This is a genomic window from Rhodopirellula sp. UH5, assembly GCF_056839225.1.
This window is the reverse complement of record NZ_CM166390.1, coordinates 6,162,509-6,183,321: the sequence shown is the minus strand read 5'-3', so window position 1 is coordinate 6,183,321 and position 20,813 is coordinate 6,162,509. Positions and strand designations below refer to the sequence as shown.

General features: G+C 56.7%; 17 protein-coding genes. 6 read left to right on the top strand and 11 right to left on the bottom strand.

Going from position 1 to position 20,813, the window contains the following annotated elements; translation table 11 throughout:
• Nucleotides 1-55: 55 nt before the first annotated feature.
• Genes UH5x_RS22055 through UH5x_RS22045 form a run of 3 tightly spaced genes read left to right on the top strand, consistent with a single transcriptional unit; the run spans nt 56 to nt 2,915 of the window.
• Complete coding sequence (locus UH5x_RS22055; protein ID WP_482633697.1) at nt 56-1,390, top strand: leucine-rich repeat domain-containing protein; 1,335 nt, start codon at nt 56-58, stop codon at nt 1,388-1,390.
• The gene (locus tag UH5x_RS22050; protein WP_482633696.1) at nt 1,390-1,962 is read left to right on the top strand and encodes a DinB family protein; all 573 of its coding nucleotides are present in this window, start codon (nt 1,390-1,392) and stop codon (nt 1,960-1,962) included. Before UH5x_RS22055 ends, UH5x_RS22050 begins: the two co-directional genes overlap by 1 nt.
• Complete coding sequence (locus UH5x_RS22045; protein ID WP_047813792.1) at nt 1,959-2,915, top strand: ion transporter; 957 nt, start codon at nt 1,959-1,961, stop codon at nt 2,913-2,915. Before UH5x_RS22050 ends, UH5x_RS22045 begins: the two co-directional genes overlap by 4 nt.
• A gap of 22 nt (nt 2,916-2,937) precedes the next feature.
• Here the strand turns inward: UH5x_RS22045 and UH5x_RS22040 are convergent, their stop codons facing one another.
• Nucleotides 2,938-3,690 carry a tetratricopeptide repeat protein gene (locus tag UH5x_RS22040; protein WP_482633695.1) on the bottom strand — a complete coding sequence of 251 codons (753 nt, stop codon included), beginning with the start codon at nt 3,688-3,690 and terminating at the stop codon, nt 2,938-2,940.
• Nucleotides 3,691-3,938: 248 nt separating this feature from the next.
• Here UH5x_RS22040 and UH5x_RS22035 point away from each other — a divergent pair, with 248 nt between their 5' ends.
• Nucleotides 3,939-4,577, top strand: a complete 639-nt coding sequence (locus tag UH5x_RS22035) for a hypothetical protein (RefSeq protein ID WP_482633694.1) — start codon at nt 3,939-3,941, stop codon at nt 4,575-4,577.
• Between the two features lie 27 nt (nt 4,578-4,604).
• On the opposite strand, the gene UH5x_RS22030 is transcribed toward UH5x_RS22035, so the two are convergent.
• From UH5x_RS22030 to UH5x_RS21990, 9 genes are all read right to left on the bottom strand, one after another.
• A complete protein-coding gene (locus UH5x_RS22030; protein WP_482633693.1) occupies nt 4,605-6,131 on the bottom strand; it encodes a sulfatase family protein in 1,527 nt (508 codons plus the stop codon).
• A gap of 41 nt (nt 6,132-6,172) precedes the next feature.
• The gene (locus tag UH5x_RS22025) at nt 6,173-7,780 is read right to left on the bottom strand and encodes a sulfatase family protein (RefSeq protein ID WP_482636052.1); all 1,608 of its coding nucleotides are present in this window, start codon (nt 7,778-7,780) and stop codon (nt 6,173-6,175) included.
• 146 nt (nt 7,781-7,926) lie between these two features.
• A complete protein-coding gene (locus UH5x_RS22020; protein ID WP_482633692.1) occupies nt 7,927-9,966 on the bottom strand; it encodes a tetratricopeptide repeat protein in 2,040 nt (679 codons plus the stop codon).
• Complete coding sequence (locus UH5x_RS22015) at nt 9,963-11,414, bottom strand: metal ABC transporter permease (protein ID WP_482633691.1); 1,452 nt, start codon at nt 11,412-11,414, stop codon at nt 9,963-9,965. The genes UH5x_RS22020 and UH5x_RS22015 overlap by 4 nt, the downstream gene beginning before the upstream one ends.
• Entirely contained in the window at nt 11,411-12,745 is a 1,335-nt protein-coding gene (locus UH5x_RS22010; RefSeq protein WP_482633690.1) for a metal ABC transporter permease, read from the bottom strand. Before UH5x_RS22010 ends, UH5x_RS22015 begins: the two co-directional genes overlap by 4 nt.
• Nucleotides 12,745-13,584, bottom strand: coding sequence for a metal ABC transporter ATP-binding protein (locus UH5x_RS22005; RefSeq protein ID WP_047813785.1), 840 nt, complete (start codon nt 13,582-13,584; stop codon nt 12,745-12,747). The genes UH5x_RS22010 and UH5x_RS22005 overlap by 1 nt, the downstream gene beginning before the upstream one ends.
• A 33-nt stretch (nt 13,585-13,617) precedes the next feature.
• Nucleotides 13,618-14,688, bottom strand: coding sequence for a metal ABC transporter solute-binding protein, Zn/Mn family (locus UH5x_RS22000; protein ID WP_482633689.1), 1,071 nt, complete (start codon nt 14,686-14,688; stop codon nt 13,618-13,620).
• Nucleotides 14,685-15,467 (bottom strand): NUDIX hydrolase, encoded by a 783-nt coding sequence (locus UH5x_RS21995; RefSeq protein WP_482633688.1) that lies wholly within the window; start codon nt 15,465-15,467, stop codon nt 14,685-14,687. Before UH5x_RS21995 ends, UH5x_RS22000 begins: the two co-directional genes overlap by 4 nt.
• Complete coding sequence (locus tag UH5x_RS21990; protein WP_482633687.1) at nt 15,464-16,885, bottom strand: transcriptional regulator; 1,422 nt, start codon at nt 16,883-16,885, stop codon at nt 15,464-15,466. Before UH5x_RS21990 ends, UH5x_RS21995 begins: the two co-directional genes overlap by 4 nt.
• 156 nt (nt 16,886-17,041) lie before the next feature.
• On the opposite strand from UH5x_RS21990, the gene UH5x_RS21985 reads away from it, so the two are divergent.
• Entirely contained in the window at nt 17,042-17,617 is a 576-nt protein-coding gene (locus tag UH5x_RS21985) for a hypothetical protein (protein WP_482633686.1), read from the top strand.
• Nucleotides 17,617-18,273: a dTMP kinase gene (gene tmk, locus UH5x_RS21980; protein ID WP_482633685.1), complete on the top strand. Its 657-nt coding sequence runs from the start codon at nt 17,617-17,619 to the stop codon at nt 18,271-18,273. Before UH5x_RS21985 ends, tmk begins: the two co-directional genes overlap by 1 nt.
• Nucleotides 18,274-18,600: 327 nt before the next feature.
• Here tmk and UH5x_RS21975 read toward each other — a convergent pair whose 3' ends face one another.
• A complete protein-coding gene (locus UH5x_RS21975; protein WP_482633684.1) occupies nt 18,601-20,778 on the bottom strand; it encodes an alpha/beta hydrolase in 2,178 nt (725 codons plus the stop codon).
• Nucleotides 20,779-20,813: the final 35 nt, after the last annotated feature.

Below are 20,813 nucleotides of genomic sequence, written 5' to 3'. Positions count from 1 at the left end.
ATTTGCCCTCGTCAAAATGAAACTGAATTTGCTCTCTCGCCCAAGCCTTCGTCCCATGACCATTCACCGTTCCCTGTTGACCGGACTGCTCGTCGGTGGTCTGGCCCTCACCGGGTGTTCCCGTTCCGACTCCAAGACCGGCCAGGACGCGAACACTCCTGAAGTCGAAGAGACCGTGGTCAGTGTTCCTCCTCAGGCCACGCCGGACGATCCAGAGGCTGTCGCCGCACTGACCGACGCGGGTTACATCCTGACGAAAAACGACGATGGCAACGTCGTTGAGTTTTCGATCGCCAACCAAAAAGGTGGCATCGCGGAATCCTTGCCGCATCTCAGCGGAATTCCCAACACGCTGATCGCCACCTTCAATGGCCCTGGCATCGACGATGCTGGAATGGACAACCTGACTTCGCTCGCCAAACTCAAACGCTTGACGCTGACGGACACCGCGATCACGGACCAGACGCTGGAAACGGTTGGCAAGATGAACACTCTCGAAGCGTTGTTCCTGCGTCGCACCGGCGTCACCGACGAAGGCATGGAATTGCTCACCGGGTTGAGCAAATTGCGAGCGATCGATCTGCGGAACAGCAACATCGGCGATGCTGGCATGAATTCGCTTGCCAAGATCAAAACACTCGCAGATGTGCAGTTGGAAAAGTCCAAGGTGACCGATGAGGGCTTGGTCCAACTTGCCCCGTTGCCGCTGAAGTCCATCAACTTCAACTACTGCACGACGATCAACGGTCCGACGATGAAGATGCTGGGCCAGACCGCAACGCTGGAACAGTTGCAAGGCGATTATTCCAAAATCAACGACGCTGCGATGGCTGAATTGAAAGGGCTGTCCAAGCTCAAGCGTCTGCGAATTCGCGGTTGTGACGTGACGGGAGAAGGCATCCAACACATCGCCAACAACAAAGCCCTGGCTCGATTTGAACTTCGCGATTCGTCGGTGGATGACAAAGGACTGGAAGTCATCTCGCAGTTGCCCGCCGTGACCTACGTCGACATCTCGGAATGCCGCCTGGCGTCTCCTGAAGGAATCGCCCAATTGGGTAAATTGACGGGCCTGACGTACCTCGGACTTTGGGAAACCAAGACGAACGATGAAACATTGGCTGGGTTCGGCGACTTGGTCAACTTGGAAGAGTTGAATCTGAAGTCCACCTCGGTGACCGACGAATCGCTGCCTGTGTTGATGCAGATGACCAAGTTGAAAACATTGAATGTTGCGGGGACCCAACTCGGCGATGAGAGCTTCCTGGAATTGGCAAAGCTGCCCAATCTCAAGAGCATGAACGTTGCCAACACCAGCATCGGATTCGACGTCATCGACACATTGGCTGAGAATCATCCCGACCTTCAAGTCATTGAGTTTGAAAACTGATGCAAGCCAACGCTTCTGTGAGCCGCTCCAAGAGTCGCCGACCTGGCGAAGACGAATTGTCGCTCGACTATCACTGTGAATTGGCCCGTCGTGTTCCTGGTGAATGCATCCTGCAAGCCATGGACGACCAGTTGCACTGGGTCTGTGAACTGACAGGAAGCCTTTCGGCGGAGCAGATTGACAAGGTCCACAAACCCTTTGCGTGGACCATTCGCCAGGTGATTGAACACTGCGTCGACGCGGAACGAATTGCCGGGGACCGAATGCTGCGAATCGCGGCAGGAGATCAAGGCAACCAGCCCGCGTGGGACGAAAACGCCTACGCCGCGGCTCGCTTTGGTCTGGGGAACATGCGAGAGTTGATCTCCGAACTGGGATTCTGCCGGCAAGCCAACGCGACGTTGCTGCGGCGAATCAATCCAACCGCCTGGGACAATGTTGGGACGGTGGATGGCAACCGCATCAGTGTCCGAGGGATGGCCTGGGTGGCGGCGGGGCATTTACTGCATCACTTGGAAATCATTGAACAGCGATGTGAAATCCAGGTTCCTCGCGGTCCCCAAATGACATGAGCACCGCGACCGAAAAAGTGTTGCGGCGTCGATTGATCCAGCGTCCCGCCGAACCCGGTGTCCGGCAGACGCTTTACGATGTGATCTTCGAAGCCGACTCAACGCTTGGTCGTGGTTTTGACATCGCGTTGTTGGTCGCGATCATTGCCAGCATCGTGTTGGTGTCTTTGGAAACGGTCCCTGAGTATGGCCTGCAACGTGACCCCAAGTCTGAGACGCCAGTCAGCACGCTCGCAACCTGGTTTTGGGTGTTGGAATGGTTTCTCACCATCCTGTTCACCATTGAGTATGCACTCCGACTGTACTGCGTGCGTCACCCGCTGAAGTACGCGTTCAGCTTTTGGGGGATCGTGGACTTGCTCAGCATTTTGCCGAGCTACTTGGCTCTGTTCGTCGAGTATTCCGCCAAGTCATTTGTCATTCTTCGCAGCGTTCGGCTGCTGCGAGTCTTTCGGGTCCTGAAGCTTTGGCGAATGATGAGCCAGGCCGATGAGCTCGCGGATGCGGTTTGGAAATCACGCGAAAAGATCATTGTCTTTTTGGCCGTCGTTTTGGTCGCGGTCACGATCAGCGGCACGTTGATGTACCAGATCGAAACGGTGCTGATGGGATCATCGCATGAAAGTGATTTCACCTCCATTCCGCAGTCGATGTACTGGGCGATCGTGACGATGACCACGGTGGGCTACGGCGATGTGGTGCCACACACGACAATCGGAAAGATCATCTCTGCCGCATTGATCCTGCTCGGGTATTCGCTGATCATCGTGCCGACTGGATTTGTCAGCGCGGAACTGTCGAGCAAGCTGGTGACGACGACGGAGCGTCATCTGTGTTCGCAATGTGGTTTGTCGAATCACCGAGCGGGCGCCGTCCATTGTGATCGCTGCGGCCATCGCTTGGACGATGTGATTCCCGCGGTGTCAAGCCCGGATGGTTCGCAGGGATCGTGACCCCACGGCGGTCGCGTGATTGTCAGCGTACTTCGGGCTTGGTCGAATCCGGCAGGTGTTTCGCGTAAACACGAGCCACATCCGCCATGTAATGTGCCAGCGGTGCGGCGGCGGCTCGCTTCATGAATCGCTCCGCGGCAACTGGTTGGTCCTCCGCATCGGCGATCATCCCCAGGTAGAGATCCGCATAGAAGCGAGCGGATTGCTTTGACCCTGGATGGTCGATCGCCTCCACGGCGGCTTCGATGGCGTCAGTGTCGCCTCCTGGCAGCCGGTCAAGGATCTCAGACATCGGGACCCGTCGGTCTCCCGGTGCAGGCAACAGCAACTTTCGAGCGGAGTCGATGCCGTTGGCCTTGGCTTCGCAGAGGAAGTGCCAGGCTGCGTTTTCAACATCGTTGGGATTCACACGTCGATGGGCTTCGAACAATTCCCGTCCGTCTTCGAAACGCCCGGCGAAGAACAAAGCGATGCCGTACTGCCAAAGGTATGGCTGCATGTCAGGCGATTGCTCGATTGCGTTCTCGTAGTGCGGAATGGAATCGTCAACCTTCCCGGCACGCAGCAGCGCATCGGCCACTGCCACCTGGCGATTCGCGGAACCTGGCTCATCCGGACGCAGGTTGGACCGGGCTCGTTCGATCGCAAGCTCATGTCGGGCCGAGTGATCGATGCTGGGCTGTTGTGCATGCACTGGATGGATCGCAACCCACGACAGCGTGAGCGCGAAGATCGAGAAAAGAACTCGGGGCGAGAGGTGAAAAGTGTGGCTCATGGTCAGCATGTTGGAATGGAACGGGAACAAAAAGTGGCATAGGCTTCCAGCCAGTGAGTCGCGCTAGGACATCACCTTCCTCACAGGCCGGAAGCCTATGCCACATGACTCCGCTTGTGTTGGGGGGTGACGATTTGATATCGCCGAGGGTGAACCGGGCCAGTGACCATCGTCCGAACGAAATCAATGATGACGATCTCTTGAATTCAAGCTTCCATCCTATCGTGTGGCTCGTTGCAGGAAGTGCCTTGCTGGCTTCTTCCGGGTGTCGATTGCCGACCGGCATCACGCACTCGCGATGGGCGATGGAACACCCGGATTACGCTGAGAAGTATGCCGAAGGCGCTCCCAAATCCGACCCGATTGGCAAGGTAAAACAGGCCAGCGATGCCAGGTTCCTGAACGGGGCCGAGGGGACCTACGTTTCTGCCGGAGCGGCGTATCGATCCCGCACGGGAGCCGGGTTTGTAGCGGATGTGGGGAATGAAAACTACTTGACCTCGTACCTCACTCAGCGGATGTCGGTGTCCGGCGCTGCGGGCTGGGACCAAGCTTCGATCGGACTCGACACCGGATTGCGATTGCAAACCCCAACCCGATTGGCGCCCTTTGTGGGGATCGGTGGCTACGCCGGGATGAACTGGGAAACCGTCGAGGCGGACGACGATGGAGTTGACAACGACGACGATGGAATCACAGACGAACGCGGTGAGGAAGACACCGAATACGATCTGACGATGGCATCGATCTATCCCGAGGTGGGCGCCCACTTTTGGTGGACGCCACACGCTCGGTTGACCGGGTTTGGACGCTACTGGGTCACCACGGATGGACGCGAATCCGATGCCTGGATTGTGGGCGGCGGACTCGCGTTTTTTCGGAAGTGAGCCAGACGCTGGCTCGAACCGATCGGATCAGGGATTGATTTCCGCGACTTGGGGTTGATCCCAAAGACGATACGGGTCGTCCAGTCGTTGCATTTCGGAGAGCAACAACGCTTCCAGTTCCTGACGCTTCTCAGCGTAGGCCGGGTTTTCTGCGAGGTCCGTTTCGAGTTCCGATTCACGTTGGTGTTCGGGCAGGTACTCCAGCGGATTGGCGGCCAAGTTGAACAACTGCGTCTCGTGGACTTTGCCGTCCAACGCGTCGTACTTGATCAACTTCCAGTCGCCCTTCTTCACGCTCCGCATGCCCGGTTTGGTTCCGCCACAGTAGACGCCGTAGAGAACATCGCGAAGGACTTCTTGGTCGCCTCGGATGACGGGTTGCAGGGATTTTCCCTCCAGGGTTTCGGGGCCATCGATCTTGGCGAGGTCGACGAGCGTGGGCAGCAAATCGAGGAGGTACAGGTTGCCGATCGCACGCTTTCCCTGTGGAATGCCAGGACCCTGGATGATGAAGGGAACTCGCCAAGTGTGTTCGTAGAGGTTTTGCTTGCCTTGCAAACCGTGGCGACCGATCGCCATGCCGTGGTCGGATGTGTAGACGATGTAGGTGTTGTCCAATTCGCCCATCTCCTCGAGGCGGTGAAGCACCTTGCCGATTTGAATGTCGATGTTTTCGCTGCAGGCAAATTCTCGTCCGAGTTCGTTGCGAATCGTCCGTTCATCGCGACGATCCCACACGCCACTGACACTGACTTCATCGCGAAGATTGGGGTGCCCGTGATGGAACGGATGAGCTTCCAAATGGTTCGGCGGCAGGGGCGGTTGCTTGGGATTCGCAGGTGGCAATGATTTGCGATCAGTGTGGTTGGTCGCTCCATACTTGGCCAGCAATTCAGGTGTTCCGTCTCGCGTGTCGTGTGGATGCGAGAAACCGAAGTAAATCAAGAATGGATCTTCATCCGATGCAGCGTCACGTTGATCCAGGTAATCCAACACTTGTTTGCCGTGCCAGGCACTGCCTGATTCCTCTGTTCCACCACGTTTGGTTGCATCATGCACGACCGTGAATTGCTCGTTGGCGGCAGCGTAACTGTTGCCCCTCTTGCAAGTTCGCATCGTGTCGTACCCGGCCCGATTGAAGATCGCCGCCATGGTGTATTCAGGCAGGTCCTTGGGGGCCAGTTTCTCATCTGGGTAGCGCACACTTTGATTGTTGTTGCGTTGCTTTGCATTCTTCGGACGTCGCTGAGGAAGGTGCCAAACAGTGCGTCCCGTCATGATCATGTGCCGCGAAGGGGTGCACACGGCACCTGACCAGGCCCCCATGTGATGAGCCCCATCGAACACCATTCCGGACGCTGCCAAGCGATCAATGTTGGGCGTCTCCAGTGGCGAGTCGGGGTTGTAGATCTTCAAATCGAGAGGCGATTGGTCGTCAACCACAATGACCAAAAAGTTGGGGCGATCGTTGGCGACTACGGCGTGCGAGACGCTCATTGCGCAAAGCAACGCAACCAAAGGAAGCCAACGAGGAACGGGGATCATGAGATGCATGGAGGGTCTCTCTGGGGGATGGGGATCGTGTGGAAAGAGGATCAGGGACTGGGGCGGATGTACTCGGAAGGATCGATCCAGTGGAGGTCGTCCCAGTAGCCCGTGTCATTGGGTTGAGGATCGCCGGGGGTACTACGCCCGTTGACCACGATTTTTGTCAGCGCGGTTTGCAATCGACGAGCAATCTGAGGGTGATCAGACGAGAGATCCTTCGATTCCGCGGGATCAGTGGCGAGATCGTAGAGTTCACCTTGGTCTTTGAATCGGTTGGGAGCGATCCACTTCCAGTGGCCTGCCGTGATGGCGAACTCGCCTCGCACCCCGTGATTGATCAATGGGACACGATGATGTTCGTAAGAAGGGTCGAGCAAGATCGATGCAAAGCTGTGGCTGTCTTCGGCGGCATGGACCGGCACGGATTGCCCGAGCAATTCGGCAATGGTTGCCAACAAGTCGACTTGTCCCACCAAAGCATCGCTGGTGCGACCTGGTTGCTGAATGCCGTCGGGCCAACGGGCCAGCATGGGAACTCGGTGGCCGCCCTCGTAGATATCACGTTTGCCACCTCGGTAAGGACCGTTGCTGTGGTGACCAAAGTCATCGATGCGTTGCTTCCATGACTTTTCAGGGCCGTTGTCGCTGGTCAAAATCACGAGCGTGTTATCGCTCAAACCGTTTGAATCCAAATGGTCGAGCAAGCGGCCGAGATGGTGATCCGTTTCGATGACAAACTCACCATACCCACCGCATTCGCCTTGCCCCCAGAACTCAGGCAGCGGGCAGACGGGATAGTGCGGCGATGTCAGTGGCAAGTACAGGAGAAACGGTGCGGTGTCGGAAGATGCTTCTGCGGATGGAGCGGATGTGACTTCGGAAATCCACTCGATCGCTTTGTCGGTGAACCGAGTCAGGCATTGATTGTCGATGAAGTCGTCCGCGACCTCGATGGTCGTGTTCTTGAAACGCTCCCGTGCTTCGCCCTCAGTGTCGACATAGGGAGGCATGATGCGATAGTCGACGTGACGCTTGTTCGGTTTCTTGCCGGTCCAAGATTCGGGAGGAACCGCGGCGTGGCGACCATCGAACCAAGCCAACACGCCATAGTTCAGGGATGCGGGAATGCCAAAGAAGTGATCAAAGCCTTTGTCCAACGGCATGTCGAGAACGGGTTGGGACCAATCTCGGTCCTTCGGTGAGCCGGGGAACTGCATGCCCAGGTGCCATTTGCCGACCATGCCCGTTTGATAGCCTTGATCGCGAAGGAAGGATGCCAACGTCATCCGGTCGTCGGCGATCAAGCACTTTCCCTCGGCGTTCATCACACCTCGTTTGAGCGTTGTCCGCCAACTGTAGCGACCTGTCAGCAATCCGTAGCGGGACGGCGTGCAAACGCTGTCGCTGGAGTGCGCGTTGGTGAAGGCGATCCCCTCTTTCGCGAGACGATCCATGTTGGGCGTCGCGAATTTTGCCTCGGGGTTGAAACTGCTGACATCGCCGAAACCTTGGTCATCGGTGTAGACGATGATCACATTTGGACGTGGGCTGGCAGGCGTCTGCTGTGCGACCAGCGAAAGGGGCGAAATTGCCGAGCAAACCAGCGTGACCCAAAAAATTCCCAGAAGGCCTCGGTAAGCATCCCGCAGGTGCATCCGAGTTCGGCTCGACGAAACAGGGATAGAAGAGTTCGAATGCATTTTGGAACCGTGTCGACGAAGAGGAGCGGTGAAACCGCCTCCGATTGTATTCGAATCACACAGCAAACTCGAAATGCCATTTCATTTCCTTCGGTCGGCCATCAGGGAACAGAGGGCTGCAATCGCTCGGCACGCCGGAAATACTGCTCCGCTTCGGCTGTGTTGCCCAGAGCATCGTGCATGGCTCCCATATTGTACGTGGCGCTCAGGTGATTGGGGACGATCGCCAGCACACGTTCGAAGTAGCCGATGGCGTCTTCGGTGCGTTGCTGATTCGCTGCAATCACGCCTAAGTTCAAGATCGCGCTGACGTCTTCAGGGGATTGATCCAGGATCCCCTGCCAGACTGCGGAGGCATCCTCCCACCGTTGGACCGACATCAGCACGCGAGCCAAATTGGTTCGATGATCCAGTCTTTGAGGAGCCAGATGCACGGCGGTTTGGAACAACTCGATGGCCTCCTCGTTGCGTCCCTGTGAGGATCGGAGCGTCGCCAAGTTCCCGTAAGAATTGGCGTAGCCGGGGTCAATTTCAATGGCATGGTTCAGCGACGCTTCTGCGGCGTCGAAGTCACCCATCATTCCTTGCGATGCCCCCAGTCCGTTGTAGGCTTCGGCGAGCCCCGGATTGAGTTCCGTGGCACGGGTGTAGAGCGAAAGTGCCTCTTCCAGATCGCCCAGGTTTTGACGGGCTTGGGCCAAGTTGATGACGGAGTCGGCAAACGTGGGTTTGATCTCCAGGGCACGACGCAGATGCGTTTCGGCTTCCAGGTAGTCGCCTCGTCGGTTGAGCAGCGCGCCCAAGTTATTGTGAGCCATGAACGAGTTGGGGTTCTTGGCCAACGTGTCCCGCCAGAGCACTTCCAATCCGCTGTAGATCGTCGCTTGGCTAAACGAAACCGTGGCCAGCAGCAACGCGGCACCGGCGGCCATCAATTTAGGCAGGTGTCGCCCCAAGCCAAATTCTTCCTCGTCTTGATCCTTGGTTTGCAGCCAAGTCGCAACCACCCCCACGACCAAGGCAATCAGAGGAACACTGGCCATGTAGGCAAAGTGATCGGCAACGAAGGAGAACCGCATCGGGTAAACATCGAAGAACCCCAAGGCAGGAAACAAGGTGCCCGCGTACAAGCACACCGCTGCGATGGGGCCGCGCCCCAAGCGATGGCGCATCACGAACAGCGTGATCATCACGGCGATCGCTGCGATTGGAAACGCGTTTTGCCACCACGAGGTGACATCGATCTCCCATCGTGGGTAGGTGAAGATCAGCTCGGTCGGCCAAACCAATTTACCGGCGTAAAACCAAAGCGCTCGTCCGGCAATCAGCACCCGTTGCCAAGGCGACAATTCCCAGTCCATGCCACTGGCCCCGACCTGGACCTTTTCCAACCACACGGTGAGCAACCCCATTCCGATGCCGATCACGAAGAACGGAATCAGGGCGACAAAGTCTTTGATCCGGAGCGTGCCACGCTTCCACCAAATCATCACCAGCAACGCGGCGGGCAAGGTGGAGGCGACCGTCTTGCTCAACAACGCGGCGATGAAACACAGCAATGCGAGTGCGTACCAACGCCGGTTTCGAGGCGTCGTTTCGGCATCTGATTCCGACTTCGTGAAGTCCCAGTACCTGAGCCAGCACAGGATGGTCAGCAGGGTGAACATCCCCGACAGAACATTTTTGCGTTCGGTGATCCAGGCAACCGATTCCACATGCATCGGGTGCACCGCGAACAGGAACGCCGCAACGTAGGCTCCCGGAACGGAGAACCGCGAGAGGACTCGCCACAACAACAGTGCACTGATGCAGTGGACCAGCACATTGACCAAGTGGTAGCCCATCGGGTTCAGGCCCCACAGGTGATTCTCAATCCAAAATGAACTGTGAACGACGGGGTAGTACTGGGGTGTCGCCGAAGGATCGGTCCAGATCGCGACCAGTCCATCAAACGTGTGCAAGGTTGGGTTTTCAGTGACATAATCGTCATCATCCCAAATGAATCCACCTTGGATGGCTGGCAAGTAAGCGATCGCAGTCAGAAGGCACAACGCCGCAGCAAGCATCCAATTCGTGAGGACGCTGGTGCGGAAGAAATGCTGGTCGGTCGAAGAAGAATGGGATTCCAAGCTGGCACTCATGGGTGTTGATCGTTGGCCGAGGGAATGGGGCTGCCGTGCGGGTCCTTCTCCGGCGAATCGGTTTGATGATCGAGTTGGTCTTGCAGTTGGCGATCGGTGAAGTGCTCAAGCTGGTGAGCTTGCTGGTGAATCCGGCTGCCTTCCGAGTCAACTTGTGTGACCAGGTATTGTTCCCACAACCGGTGCGAGCGAACCAGCGATTCCGCTTCGGATCGTCCCACACCCGTCAACTTGGGAACCAGCACTTTCGAACGATCGGCCGTGTTCGCCGTTTCGGCGGTGGTCGAAACCGCCTGAGCGGTCTCGATCCGGCCACGCCAGGCGTGATACTTGACCGCCGATTTGATCGCGAATCGGTTGGTCAACAAGACACCCGCCATCCAGGCATTGAGGTCGGCCTGCATGGCCATGGCATCCGCGATCGGACGTTCGTCCAGTGTCTTTTCTTCCATGCGGTACAGCAACGCCAAGACGTCGTCCGTCAGGATCGTCCAACGCAGCCATTGTTTGCGGATCCACTGGGGGATCAATCCGCGACGGGGCGAACCCAACACGGCAAGTGTGAACGCGAATCCAGTGGCGACTGCCATCATGCCCGCCGTGGTGGTGCTCCGGAAACCGAACCAGGTCGGAATCTCGACCGCGGCCACGTGACCGCCCCAGGCGGAAGCGGCACCAATCACGCAGGCCAGCAGAATCATGACTCCCAATCGATCGGTCAACAAATACGCCGTCGCGGCGGGAACGACCAGCATCGCAACGACAAGGATATTGCCCACACTTTCAAAGCTGGCAACGGCAGTCACAGCCACCAACGTCATCAGAACGTAGTGAATCGCTTTGGCCGAAAAACCACTGGAGGTGGCCAGTTCAGCGTCAAAGGTTGCCATCTTCAGTTCTTTGAAGAACAGCCCCACGAAAGCTGCGTTGATCAATGTGACGATCGACAACACGACCACGACTCGCGGAATGTCGGTGGGACCGAGAATCGGAATCGGGATGACCCAAGTATCAAGCGGCGTCGATTCAATGGCCCCATACAAAACGCATCCTGGATCGAGGTCGACCCGATCAGCCGCCAACACGATCATGATCAAACCAGCGGCGAACAGGGTCGTGAACACCACGCCCATCGAGGCACCCTCGTCGACTTCGCCACGAACGTGAATCCAGTCGGACAAGAGTGCAGTGAGAACGCCCACGATCACGGCGCCGAGGAACATCCATCCGCTGCTGCGACTGCCGGAAATCAAAAATGCGGCGGCCAAACCGGGCAGCACCGCGTGACTGATCGCATCGCCCAGCAAACTCATCCGGCGGAGCACGAGGAAACAACCGAGCAGCGATGATGCCACGGCACAAAGCATTCCTGCGGCGACGATCCATCCGTCCAATGCCCAGTTCCATTCCACCGTCCAAAATGACGTGGAGTCAGCCCAACCGATCATGCCTTGGCTCCTTCGGCGGAGGAAGCGTGCGGGTCGGTCGGCATCCGGCGCTCCCCCAGTTCGGCATTGAGCAACGATTCGAGCTCAGCCACCGTCTCCGGTTCCAGCACGTGCTCAATCGCGTCCGCATCGCGGTCAACTCGTTGCGGTGCGATGTCGGCGTGATGAATCAAATACAGTTCCCACAAACGGTGGCGGCGTGTGAGTCGGCGGGCTTCGGATTCCCCTCGTTCCGTCAAAGCGAATTCCATCTTGGTGATGTTCTCGCTGACCCAACCATCGCTGGAGGCCTGCTCCAGAATCTTACGAAGGCGTTTGTTGGACCAACTCCGGGCTTGGACGAGTTCGTCCCACGAAACCGACAACCGATTTGGATCGGTTTCAAACAGTTCGTAGAGTTCACGCAGCAAGTGTTGTCGATCGATGCTGGCGTTGAGCGACCGACGACGCCACATCCGAATCAACAAGCCTCGACGAGCCCCGACGAGAAAACTGATCAGAAAGCCAATGCCAGTCGTCAGCACGATCATCGCGCCGCTGGGCAATCGTGGCAGCATGGCGCTGGCGGCTGCTCCCACCAAGCATCCCATCATGCCAATGGCCGATGAAAGAACCATCATCCAAACCAATCGATCGGTCCAAAACCGGGCCGACGCAGCGGGAATGACCAGCAAGGCAATCACCAACACCAATCCCACGGCCTGCAGGCCAATGATCGTGATCACGACCACCACGCTCATCAGAGCCGCATCGAGCAGCACGACGGGGTACCCCCGCGAGCCCGCAAAGGCTTCGTCGAAACACAGCAGCTTGAACTCTTTCAACAGCCCCACGCAAACCACAACACAAATCAACGATGCGATTGCGATCAGCCAGGCGTCGCTCTCGACCATCGACGCGGTCTTGCCGTAGATGAACGATTCCAGTCCGGCTTTGTTCCCGTTCTTCATTTGCTGGGCGATCCCCAGCAGTTCCAGTCCGAGTCCAAAGAAGACGCTGAGGACAATTCCAAGCGCGGCATCCTCTTTGATGCGAGTGCCACGCCGAATGATCAGAATCGATGCGATCCCAAACATGCCCGATACGGTGGCCCCAGCCAACAAGACCGGCAGCGAACGCCCATTGCCGCCCATCGCCGTGACCCACAGAAATGCAATTGCAATTCCGGGAAGCGCCGCGTGAGCGAGCGCATCGCCGACCAAAGCACGGCGACGAAGCAGCGTGAAGCAACCCACCAACCCGGCAGCGAGCCCCAGCATCGCGGCGCCGAAAATCACGACTCGTGTGTTGTGATCCTGCAGACTGATCACACGCCAAAGGTGCTCGGGCATCAGATCGACCGTTCCCGGCGACGCATGGCTTCGGTGGCTTCGTCCAGCAACGTCAATCGGCCACCGTAGGTCTTCTGCAAATTTTCACTGGTGAACACGTCTTCGGTTTTGCCTGATGCAACCACTCGCATGTTCAGCAGCACGACGTAGTCAAAGTAATCCGGCACCGATTGCAAATCGTGGTGAATCACAACCGCGGTCTTTCCATCGGTTCGCATCTGACGAAGCAGGTCGATGATCGCGGCTTCCGTGGCTGCGTCGACCGCAGCCAGCGGTTCGTCCATCAAATACAAGTCGGCGTTCTGCACGAGAGCTCGCGCCAGGAAAGTGCGTTGTTGTTGCCCGCCGGACAACTGGCTGATTTGCCGATGAGCGAGGTCAGCAATGCCCACGCGAGCGAGCGCTTCTCGGGCCATGTCGCGGTGCTTTTTGCGAACCGGCATGCACCAACCCAATTGCCGATACAGTCCCATGGTCACAACATCGAGGGCATCAACGGGAAAGTCCCAGTCCACGCTTTCTCGTTGCGGGACGTAGCCCACTCGGCTGCGTGATTTGGAATACGGTTGGCCAAAGAATTCGACTCGCCCCGACGCCCGTGGGATCAAATCCATGGCCGCTTTGAGCAGCGTGCTTTTCCCGGCTCCGTTGGGACCGACGATGCCGACCAAGTTGCCTGCTGGGATTTCCAGTTCAACGTCCCAGATGACGGGTTTGCGGTGATACGCCACCGTCAAATCATCCACCTTCAAAGCGATGGCCGACGACGTGTCACCGGCACCCGAAGAGGCGGACCCGTTTGGAACGGAAGGTTCAACAGGGATGGCAGACGAACTCATGATGAAAACAGATGGGCTGGACGGGGACGGTGCCTAATTCGGAACGTTCGAGGTCTCGGCTGTCGTTTCCGCGTCCATGCTCAGTTTGCCTCGCAATCCATTCTCGGGGGCTTCGCCTCCCAGGGCTCGGGTGATCAGTGTCACATTGTGATCAATCATGCCAGGGTAGGTGCCCTCGTAAGTGCCCGCTTCGCCAGCGGCGTCAGAAAACAGTTCCCCGCCAATTTTGACCGCGTGCCCACGAGAACGGGCGCCATCGATCAAGGCTTGAATGCTTTTCCCATTCACACTGGTTTCAACAAAGACGGCGGGGACCTGTTTCTCAACGATCAAGTCGACGAGTTCGTTGATGCGTTGCAGCCCGGCTTCTGAGTCCGTTGAAATTCCCTGCACACCCATGACCTCGATCCCGTAAGCGCGGCCAAGGTAGCCGAACGCATCGTGCGAGGTGATCAGAATTCGTTGGTCTTCTGGGATCGTTGCCAGGGCGGCCTTGGCGTCCGCTGCGAGGTCTCGCAAATCCGATTGGTAGTTTGACGAATTCATCGCAAACGTATCCAGGTGTTCGGGCAACTGTTCCCCGAGGACTTCCGCGACTTGGTTGGCGGTGAGCGACCACAGTTCGACATCGAACCAAACGTGCGGATCGGGGTGGCCGGTTTGCTGCGAATCAGACAAAAGCTTGTCGTGATCCAAATCCTCTGTCACTGCGAAAACGGGTTTCGATTTCCCGACCTTCGCAAAGGTGTCCGACATTTTTCCCTCGAGCATCAAACCCGAATAAAACACCACATCGGCATCCAAAATTTGAGCCACGTCATCGCGAGTCGTCTTGTAAAGGTGCGGGTCGACGCCCGGACCGAGCAACACGGTGACTTCGATTGCGTCACCACCGACCGCTTTGACGACGTCGCCCACCATCGCAGTGGTGGCGAGAACTTGCAGCTTGCCGCTTTTGGGTTTGCCGGCTGAATTGGTGCATCCTTCGGTTGCCGCAAAGGCGAGGATCAACATCGTTCCGGCCATCAACACGGTTGCCCAGCGAGACGCCGATGATCGGGTGGATGCCCGCGGTGAATGCTCGGTCGGAATCGCTGAATTCATTTGGAGGCCTGTTTTCTTTCTTGGAGCCATTGTTCCACCGCGATTCGATTGGACGGGAATGCCATGTTGTTGAGCTCACGCTTGGTAGGCACACACCATTTGAACTCAGACAGTTCAGTGGGTTCCAATTGAATCTTAGCGTTCGTGGGAACTTTGCAGACAAAGAACAAATCGATCACATCAGCGGTCACGCCGGCGTAGGTGTAAGTGTTGGGGCCTGTCGTCAACAGCGTCAACTCGGTCACTTTCAACTGAGTCTCTTCGATGACCTCACGGCGCAGAGCTTCCTCGATGGACTCGCCTCGATCGACAAAGCCACCGGGCAAACCCCATTGGCCTTTGCCAGGGTCGCGTGCACGACGAACAAGCAGCAATTCCTGAGCTTCGTTCACAATCAGCCCGCCGACGGCCGCGACGGGGCCAAAAAAGAACGCGAATCCACATTCTCCGCAGCGAAACGGGATGGCTCCGAGATGCTCACTCGGTGTTTGGCACGAGGGACAATAGCGGAACGCCTGTTCGATCGGTTCTTGCGAACGCCTGGTGGGCTTGGGGTTTTGCTTGCGAACGCTTTTGACAGCGGACTTTTTCGCGGCCTTCTTCTTGACCGACTTCTTCACCTTCTTGCTGGCGGATTTTTTGGCGTCGTTGCCACTCGCTTGGTGGGCGGCAGGATGTGACGTGCGAGTTGATTTGCGAGAGGACTTCTTCGCCGATTTCCGTGAAGCAGACTTCTTGGCTGTTTTTTTGACAGTTGCCGCGCTCGGTTTCTTCTTCATGGTTCCACCTCTTCGTCGGTCATTGAGAAGGCGACGATGGATTCGGTGTGGTAGTGCGCTGCACGCAACACGCCGGCATCTTTGAGACGCGCTCCTAAGGTTCGAAGTTCTTCGACCGAGTGAATGACGCCCATCCCGAGCGATTCAATCACCTCGTCGTCCAGTTGGCAGTGCAGCAGCACGTGACCATCGGCAATCAATTGACTCCATTGCCGTGCCAGAGGTGTTTCCGCGTCCCAGCTTTTGAACGCCGTGTCCTGGTCCAACTTGGCTGGGTTGCTCGGTTCCAAATCGGCTGTGCCCGAGTCGTCTTCCTCCTCCTCGTCGTTGTCTTGGGAGGCGTCGCTCTGGTCCGGATCGGACTCGATGCCGATCGGTGATTGACCGAGTTCTCGCAACCACACCGGGCCGGGCGGCGTGCTGACTTGCGACCAAATCACAATCGTTCCGGCCGGTGTGACGTGACGCCCGGCTGCGATTGCGGCCCGCGCCAGGTTGGCCCAGGTCTGCGAGTTTTCGTCTCCATCGAGAGCCGCAACGACCATTTCCGCGGTCGGGACGGTCTCGCTGATGGCGTCCGAAGTGATCGCGGATTCGTCGCGATCCCAGGACTCTTGGTCGGCCGTCTCTCCGCTGGCATACAGGTTGGCCAGCTCATGGCGCAAGGCATCCGGGGTGCCGGCGATCAATCGACCGAGTTCACCGGCTGCGTCGGCGGAAACCAGCATCATGACTTGCACGCCCAGCAACCAAGCGGCTTCCGAAGGTTCCGTGGTGGATCCGATCTGGTAGCGGTGCTGCGTCGCCGCATCCGCGAACAATGGGAAGATGCCGGTCGGATCAACGTTGTTGATCGCGTCACGGGATCGAGCGGACAGAATTGGCAACGTGAAGTCAGCGTCGACCAGATCCTTGGCCAGGTAAACCGCCTCGGCGTTTTCGTCCGCGACGATGTAACGCAAATTTTCGCGTCGGTGTGGTTCATGGCGAACCACTTCCACCTTCATCGGTTTGAGGGTGGCTTGGTTGTCCTGGACCGCATCCAGTTCTTGCTGCAGTCGAGTCACCAAGGCTTCGTCGGCCTCGTTCCAGAGCACCACGCTGACCTTGCCCGCATTGGCTTGCCCGAGCAAGGCAAGCACGCCCCGCAAAACATCCGAAATTCGCGGGACATTGGGGTCAACCGCCAAAGCCACATGGTCGCCGGGAACAATCGCCTCGAACACGGTGGGGAAGTCCGCCGGCGTCTGCAACATGCTCACGGCGAGTTTCGTGATCGCCTCCGGTGAATCATCGGTGGGTTGCGAACGAGCGGAGAACGAACCCGCCACCGCGGCGGGCCTCAACTCCCACAATTCACCCTCGACTGCCCCACGGTAGTGCTGGGCTGAGACGACTGGCAACGAAACACGTTTCATGGAACAAGTGGCTAAAATGAACGGGATGACCAATTGGATCAGGGCGACCCTCACGGCGCTGAGATCGAATGCGGTTATCGTATCGAATCGTGGTTCCTGGGGTGACCCCAGCGAATCGCAACCAAGCGGCTCTCTTCCTCTTTTCTGGCGATTGCGATGACTCAACTCCTTGCTGAACAACCGCTCGTGGTTTCAATCATGCTGGGGGTGTTGGCCGCCGCGTTGATTTTCAGTTGGTTGCAAACGGGCAAAAAGGCATTGGCCATCGCCGGCTTGGTCTCCGCCGCCTTGATTCCGTTGGCTTGGGTGATCGCCGGCAATTGGGTGACGGACGAGGAACGAATCGAAACGTTGATCTACGATGTCGCGAAAGCTGTCGAGGAAGAACGCTACGACGATGTAGTGGAATTGATCGGTGCCGAACAAACCCAGACGCAAGCTGGAACCGAACTTCAACGCTATGAATTCGAAGTCGCCAAAGTCGGCAGCATTCGATCCATCAAAATGGTGCAGGGATCCTTGCCACCACAAGCCAACGTGGACATGACGGTCAAGGTGACCGTCAGTGAAAAACGCGGGTCGATCAAGAATGTTTCCATTCCCAGACGATTGATGCTGACATTTGAAAAAAGTGGCGATCCCAATGCGGCCCACGGCGGTTGGTTGGTGTCGGAATACGCTCACTTGCCCATTGTGGGCAAAGCCGATGCCTATTCAACGGGGACGTTTTGATGCCTGACGATTCTCACCATGCGGAACCATGCACAGCGGAACCCGCTCACCCGTATCCGGGGCGTTTGATCACGCTCGATGGAATCGACGGGGTTGGGAAGTCATCCCAGATCGAGATCTTGGCCGATCGTTTGCGATCCGAAGGCCGCAAGATTCTCTGCGTGCGAGACCCCGGGTCGACTGACCTGGGAACGAAATTGCGAGCGATGTTGCTGGACAGTGATCTGCAAATGCATCGACGCACCGAAGCGATCTTGTTCATGGCCAGTCGCTGTGAAATGATCGAATCGACCTTGCGATCGGCGCTGGCCGATGGGGTGACGGTGATCAGCGACCGGTTCTTGCTGGCCAATGTGGTCTATCAGAGCGTTGGTGGTGAAGTCGATGCGCAAACGCTGTGGCAACTCGGCCGACTCGCGTGCGGTGGGGTTCAGCCGGACGTGACGCTGTTGTTGGATTTGCCCGCCGAGATCTCGATGCAACGAGTCGGTGGCGAAACCGATCGGATGGAATCACGAGGCGTGGACTACATGGCCAAGGTCCGCCAAGCCTTCTTGGACGAATTGCCAAACGCCGGTGGTCGCACCCACGTCATTGACGCCTCGGGAACGATCGAAAAAGTCGCCGAAGCCATCGCTGCCATCGAGCTGTTCTGATTCGGCCTGTAGGTCTCTCGTTCCCGCACGCCTGAACGGTGTCATGAGTTGTGTTGGGCACGCGACCCACGGATACCTTCCATGAATCCCTTCGGGGTGCGGCGTCAAGGGGTCCAGGGGCGGTGCCCCTGGCCCAAAGGCCATCAAAGTCGATCTGGCAAAATCGAAGCGGGTCGCGGCAGAACGCTACAGCATCCGCGGTCGTGCGTCGCTCACGAGCTGATGCTGACCGTAGCGTCCAAAAACCGTGAAACCATCGATAGATCGCCCCGGGGCAACTGGGATGTTGGATGGCTTCATCCGCCCATTTACCAAAGGGAGGGCAAGTCAGCGATGAGGAATTGACCAACAAGATGCACCAGATGCAAACGATAGTTTCCTGATTGCCGGACGATCCTTTGCAGGTGCATCGAAACGCAACATCACACAAATATCGTGCAGTGTATTTCCTGCTTCAGCAAAATACCCATGTGCAAGATCAAACAGATCAAATCCTTGAACCAAAACCACTTCAAGTCCATTGACCTCAACAACAGGCGGAATCAGTCCGGCACGCGAGAAGAGATGCTTGATCTCAGAAAGCTGCAAAGCCAAGTCTGCACTATTGGCGTAAAGTGTTGCGCGTTGGTACACATTGCCCCATGATTTCAACGAGTATTTGAATACATCATGGTCAACGTCCGGCGCGGCAAAAATTGCGTCACGTAGTTTCACCGGCTGCTCCATCGACGACTGCATTTCAGTCCATCGTGCAAGCAATCTGTTTCCCATACTGTGGGCCAACAGCGATAACGGCTCTCCATCGACGGAATCTTGAACCACCTGCATGAACTTTGTGAAGAAAGGAATTGACGCCTCAATAGCTGCCTCGTCAGATGCGTACATGCCAGGATTTCCAGCCGAAGGCCATGAGAAAAGATAGATATTGCCTTTCAGTGCGAGGTCAGCCTTGAGTCTAGCAGCCTGAGCCATCGCGAAATCAAACGTAGTATTAAAGCCATGCACAAAAACCAAATGGTGTCGTGATTCTTCGTCTGCGTTAAGGAATCGCGAAAGTTTTTCAAAACCTTCAGTCTCGACAACCTTGATGGCAGTCACGTCTTCTTTAGACTCGGCAAACCGTGACACCAGCCACGTGCAAAAATCGATCGTTGATTCTCGCCAAGTCCTGCTGGCAGATCCAAAGCTTTGCATGTTCGTTACCTCGACTACTCTGAAACCGAGCGTTAACTCAGGGCTGCGAGCGTTGCCAAGCGATACTGTCTCACCGTCTATTTCGCAATTTCGGTTAGTGCCAAACAGCACCGGTACCTTGACTGGATCAATCAATGGTGGGTCTTGGCGTCGCCTTATCCACTCTAAAGGAGATGCAGCTGGCTGGGGCGGGTCTCTTGTCAAAGCGATGGTTGCTTGAGTCAAGCCTTGACTGGCAACACCATCGAGACAGTACAAATCGTTGGTCGATTCACTAAGTTCAACCCCGAACAGTTTCGCAACAACCAATACGCCTTCCTGCCGCGCACTTAGACAATCGACGAACGGCACTCGCAGTCGCGGTTTGATGTTCATTGCATTGCACAGCTGCAGCATCAGCTCGGCAAGCTTTCGTCCTAAACCGCGAGCTCGGTAAGTGGGCCAAACGAAAAACTCGTGAATCACCAGTTCATCTCCTCGTCGGGTGCCAAAAGCCCAACCCATTCGCTCTCCGGTGTTGCCTTCAATGATCTCTCGACCATGTATTGAGAACTTTTCCGACAAGGCCCATTTCCAGCCAACACAAACATCTTGCTTAACGTCGTACGGCAACTGATCCATGAAACCGGCAAAGCCCAGGATTTCGGTAACATGTTGCTCAAGGTATTCAGTGCTAAGTGTTCCTGAACCCTGATTACCCCATTCCCAGCCCCACGAGTTGTCAAAGTGGAACAGTTGGGTCGTTGAGTCGAATGTCGGCGTGAGCATATGAGTACCGCACGGTACCGTATCAGAGCTTGGCATGGGGATCACACCATTTGCTGGGTCGTACCAGTCGCTGTTAATGAAGATCGCGCAGCTTGCAAGCCCACATAGCGATTGGAACTCGAGGAGGTCAGCAACGTTGTCTAAAGGAAGGTAGGCAAACTGGCGGAACTGTTTTCCATATTTGGCCAATCCTTCGCTAACGTCTTCAATTCTGCTTTCGTACCCGAACTGATCGTTCGGCACCGCTCCCAGGAACCGCTCTGATCTTTTCTGGCTAATCCCATAGCAGCCCTCCTGAAGAGGACTTTCATGTCTTCCCTCCAGCCATCTAGCGTGCATCCAAGCGTAGGGATTGGCACTACAACGCTTCCAGAATTCTTCTTCATTGGCCTTCCGGAGTTTGACGTTACGCTTCGAGAATCTCCAATTTGACGCATCAATAGTCTTGATCTTTAGATAATTCAGCTCACGCTGCTTGCTGAATTGCCGACGCGCAAAGGCGACATTTCTATTTTCAAGCGTTTGAGAGAGCAAGTTGTTCAATGGATCTCCTATTCAGAATGGGGCACAGCAAACGT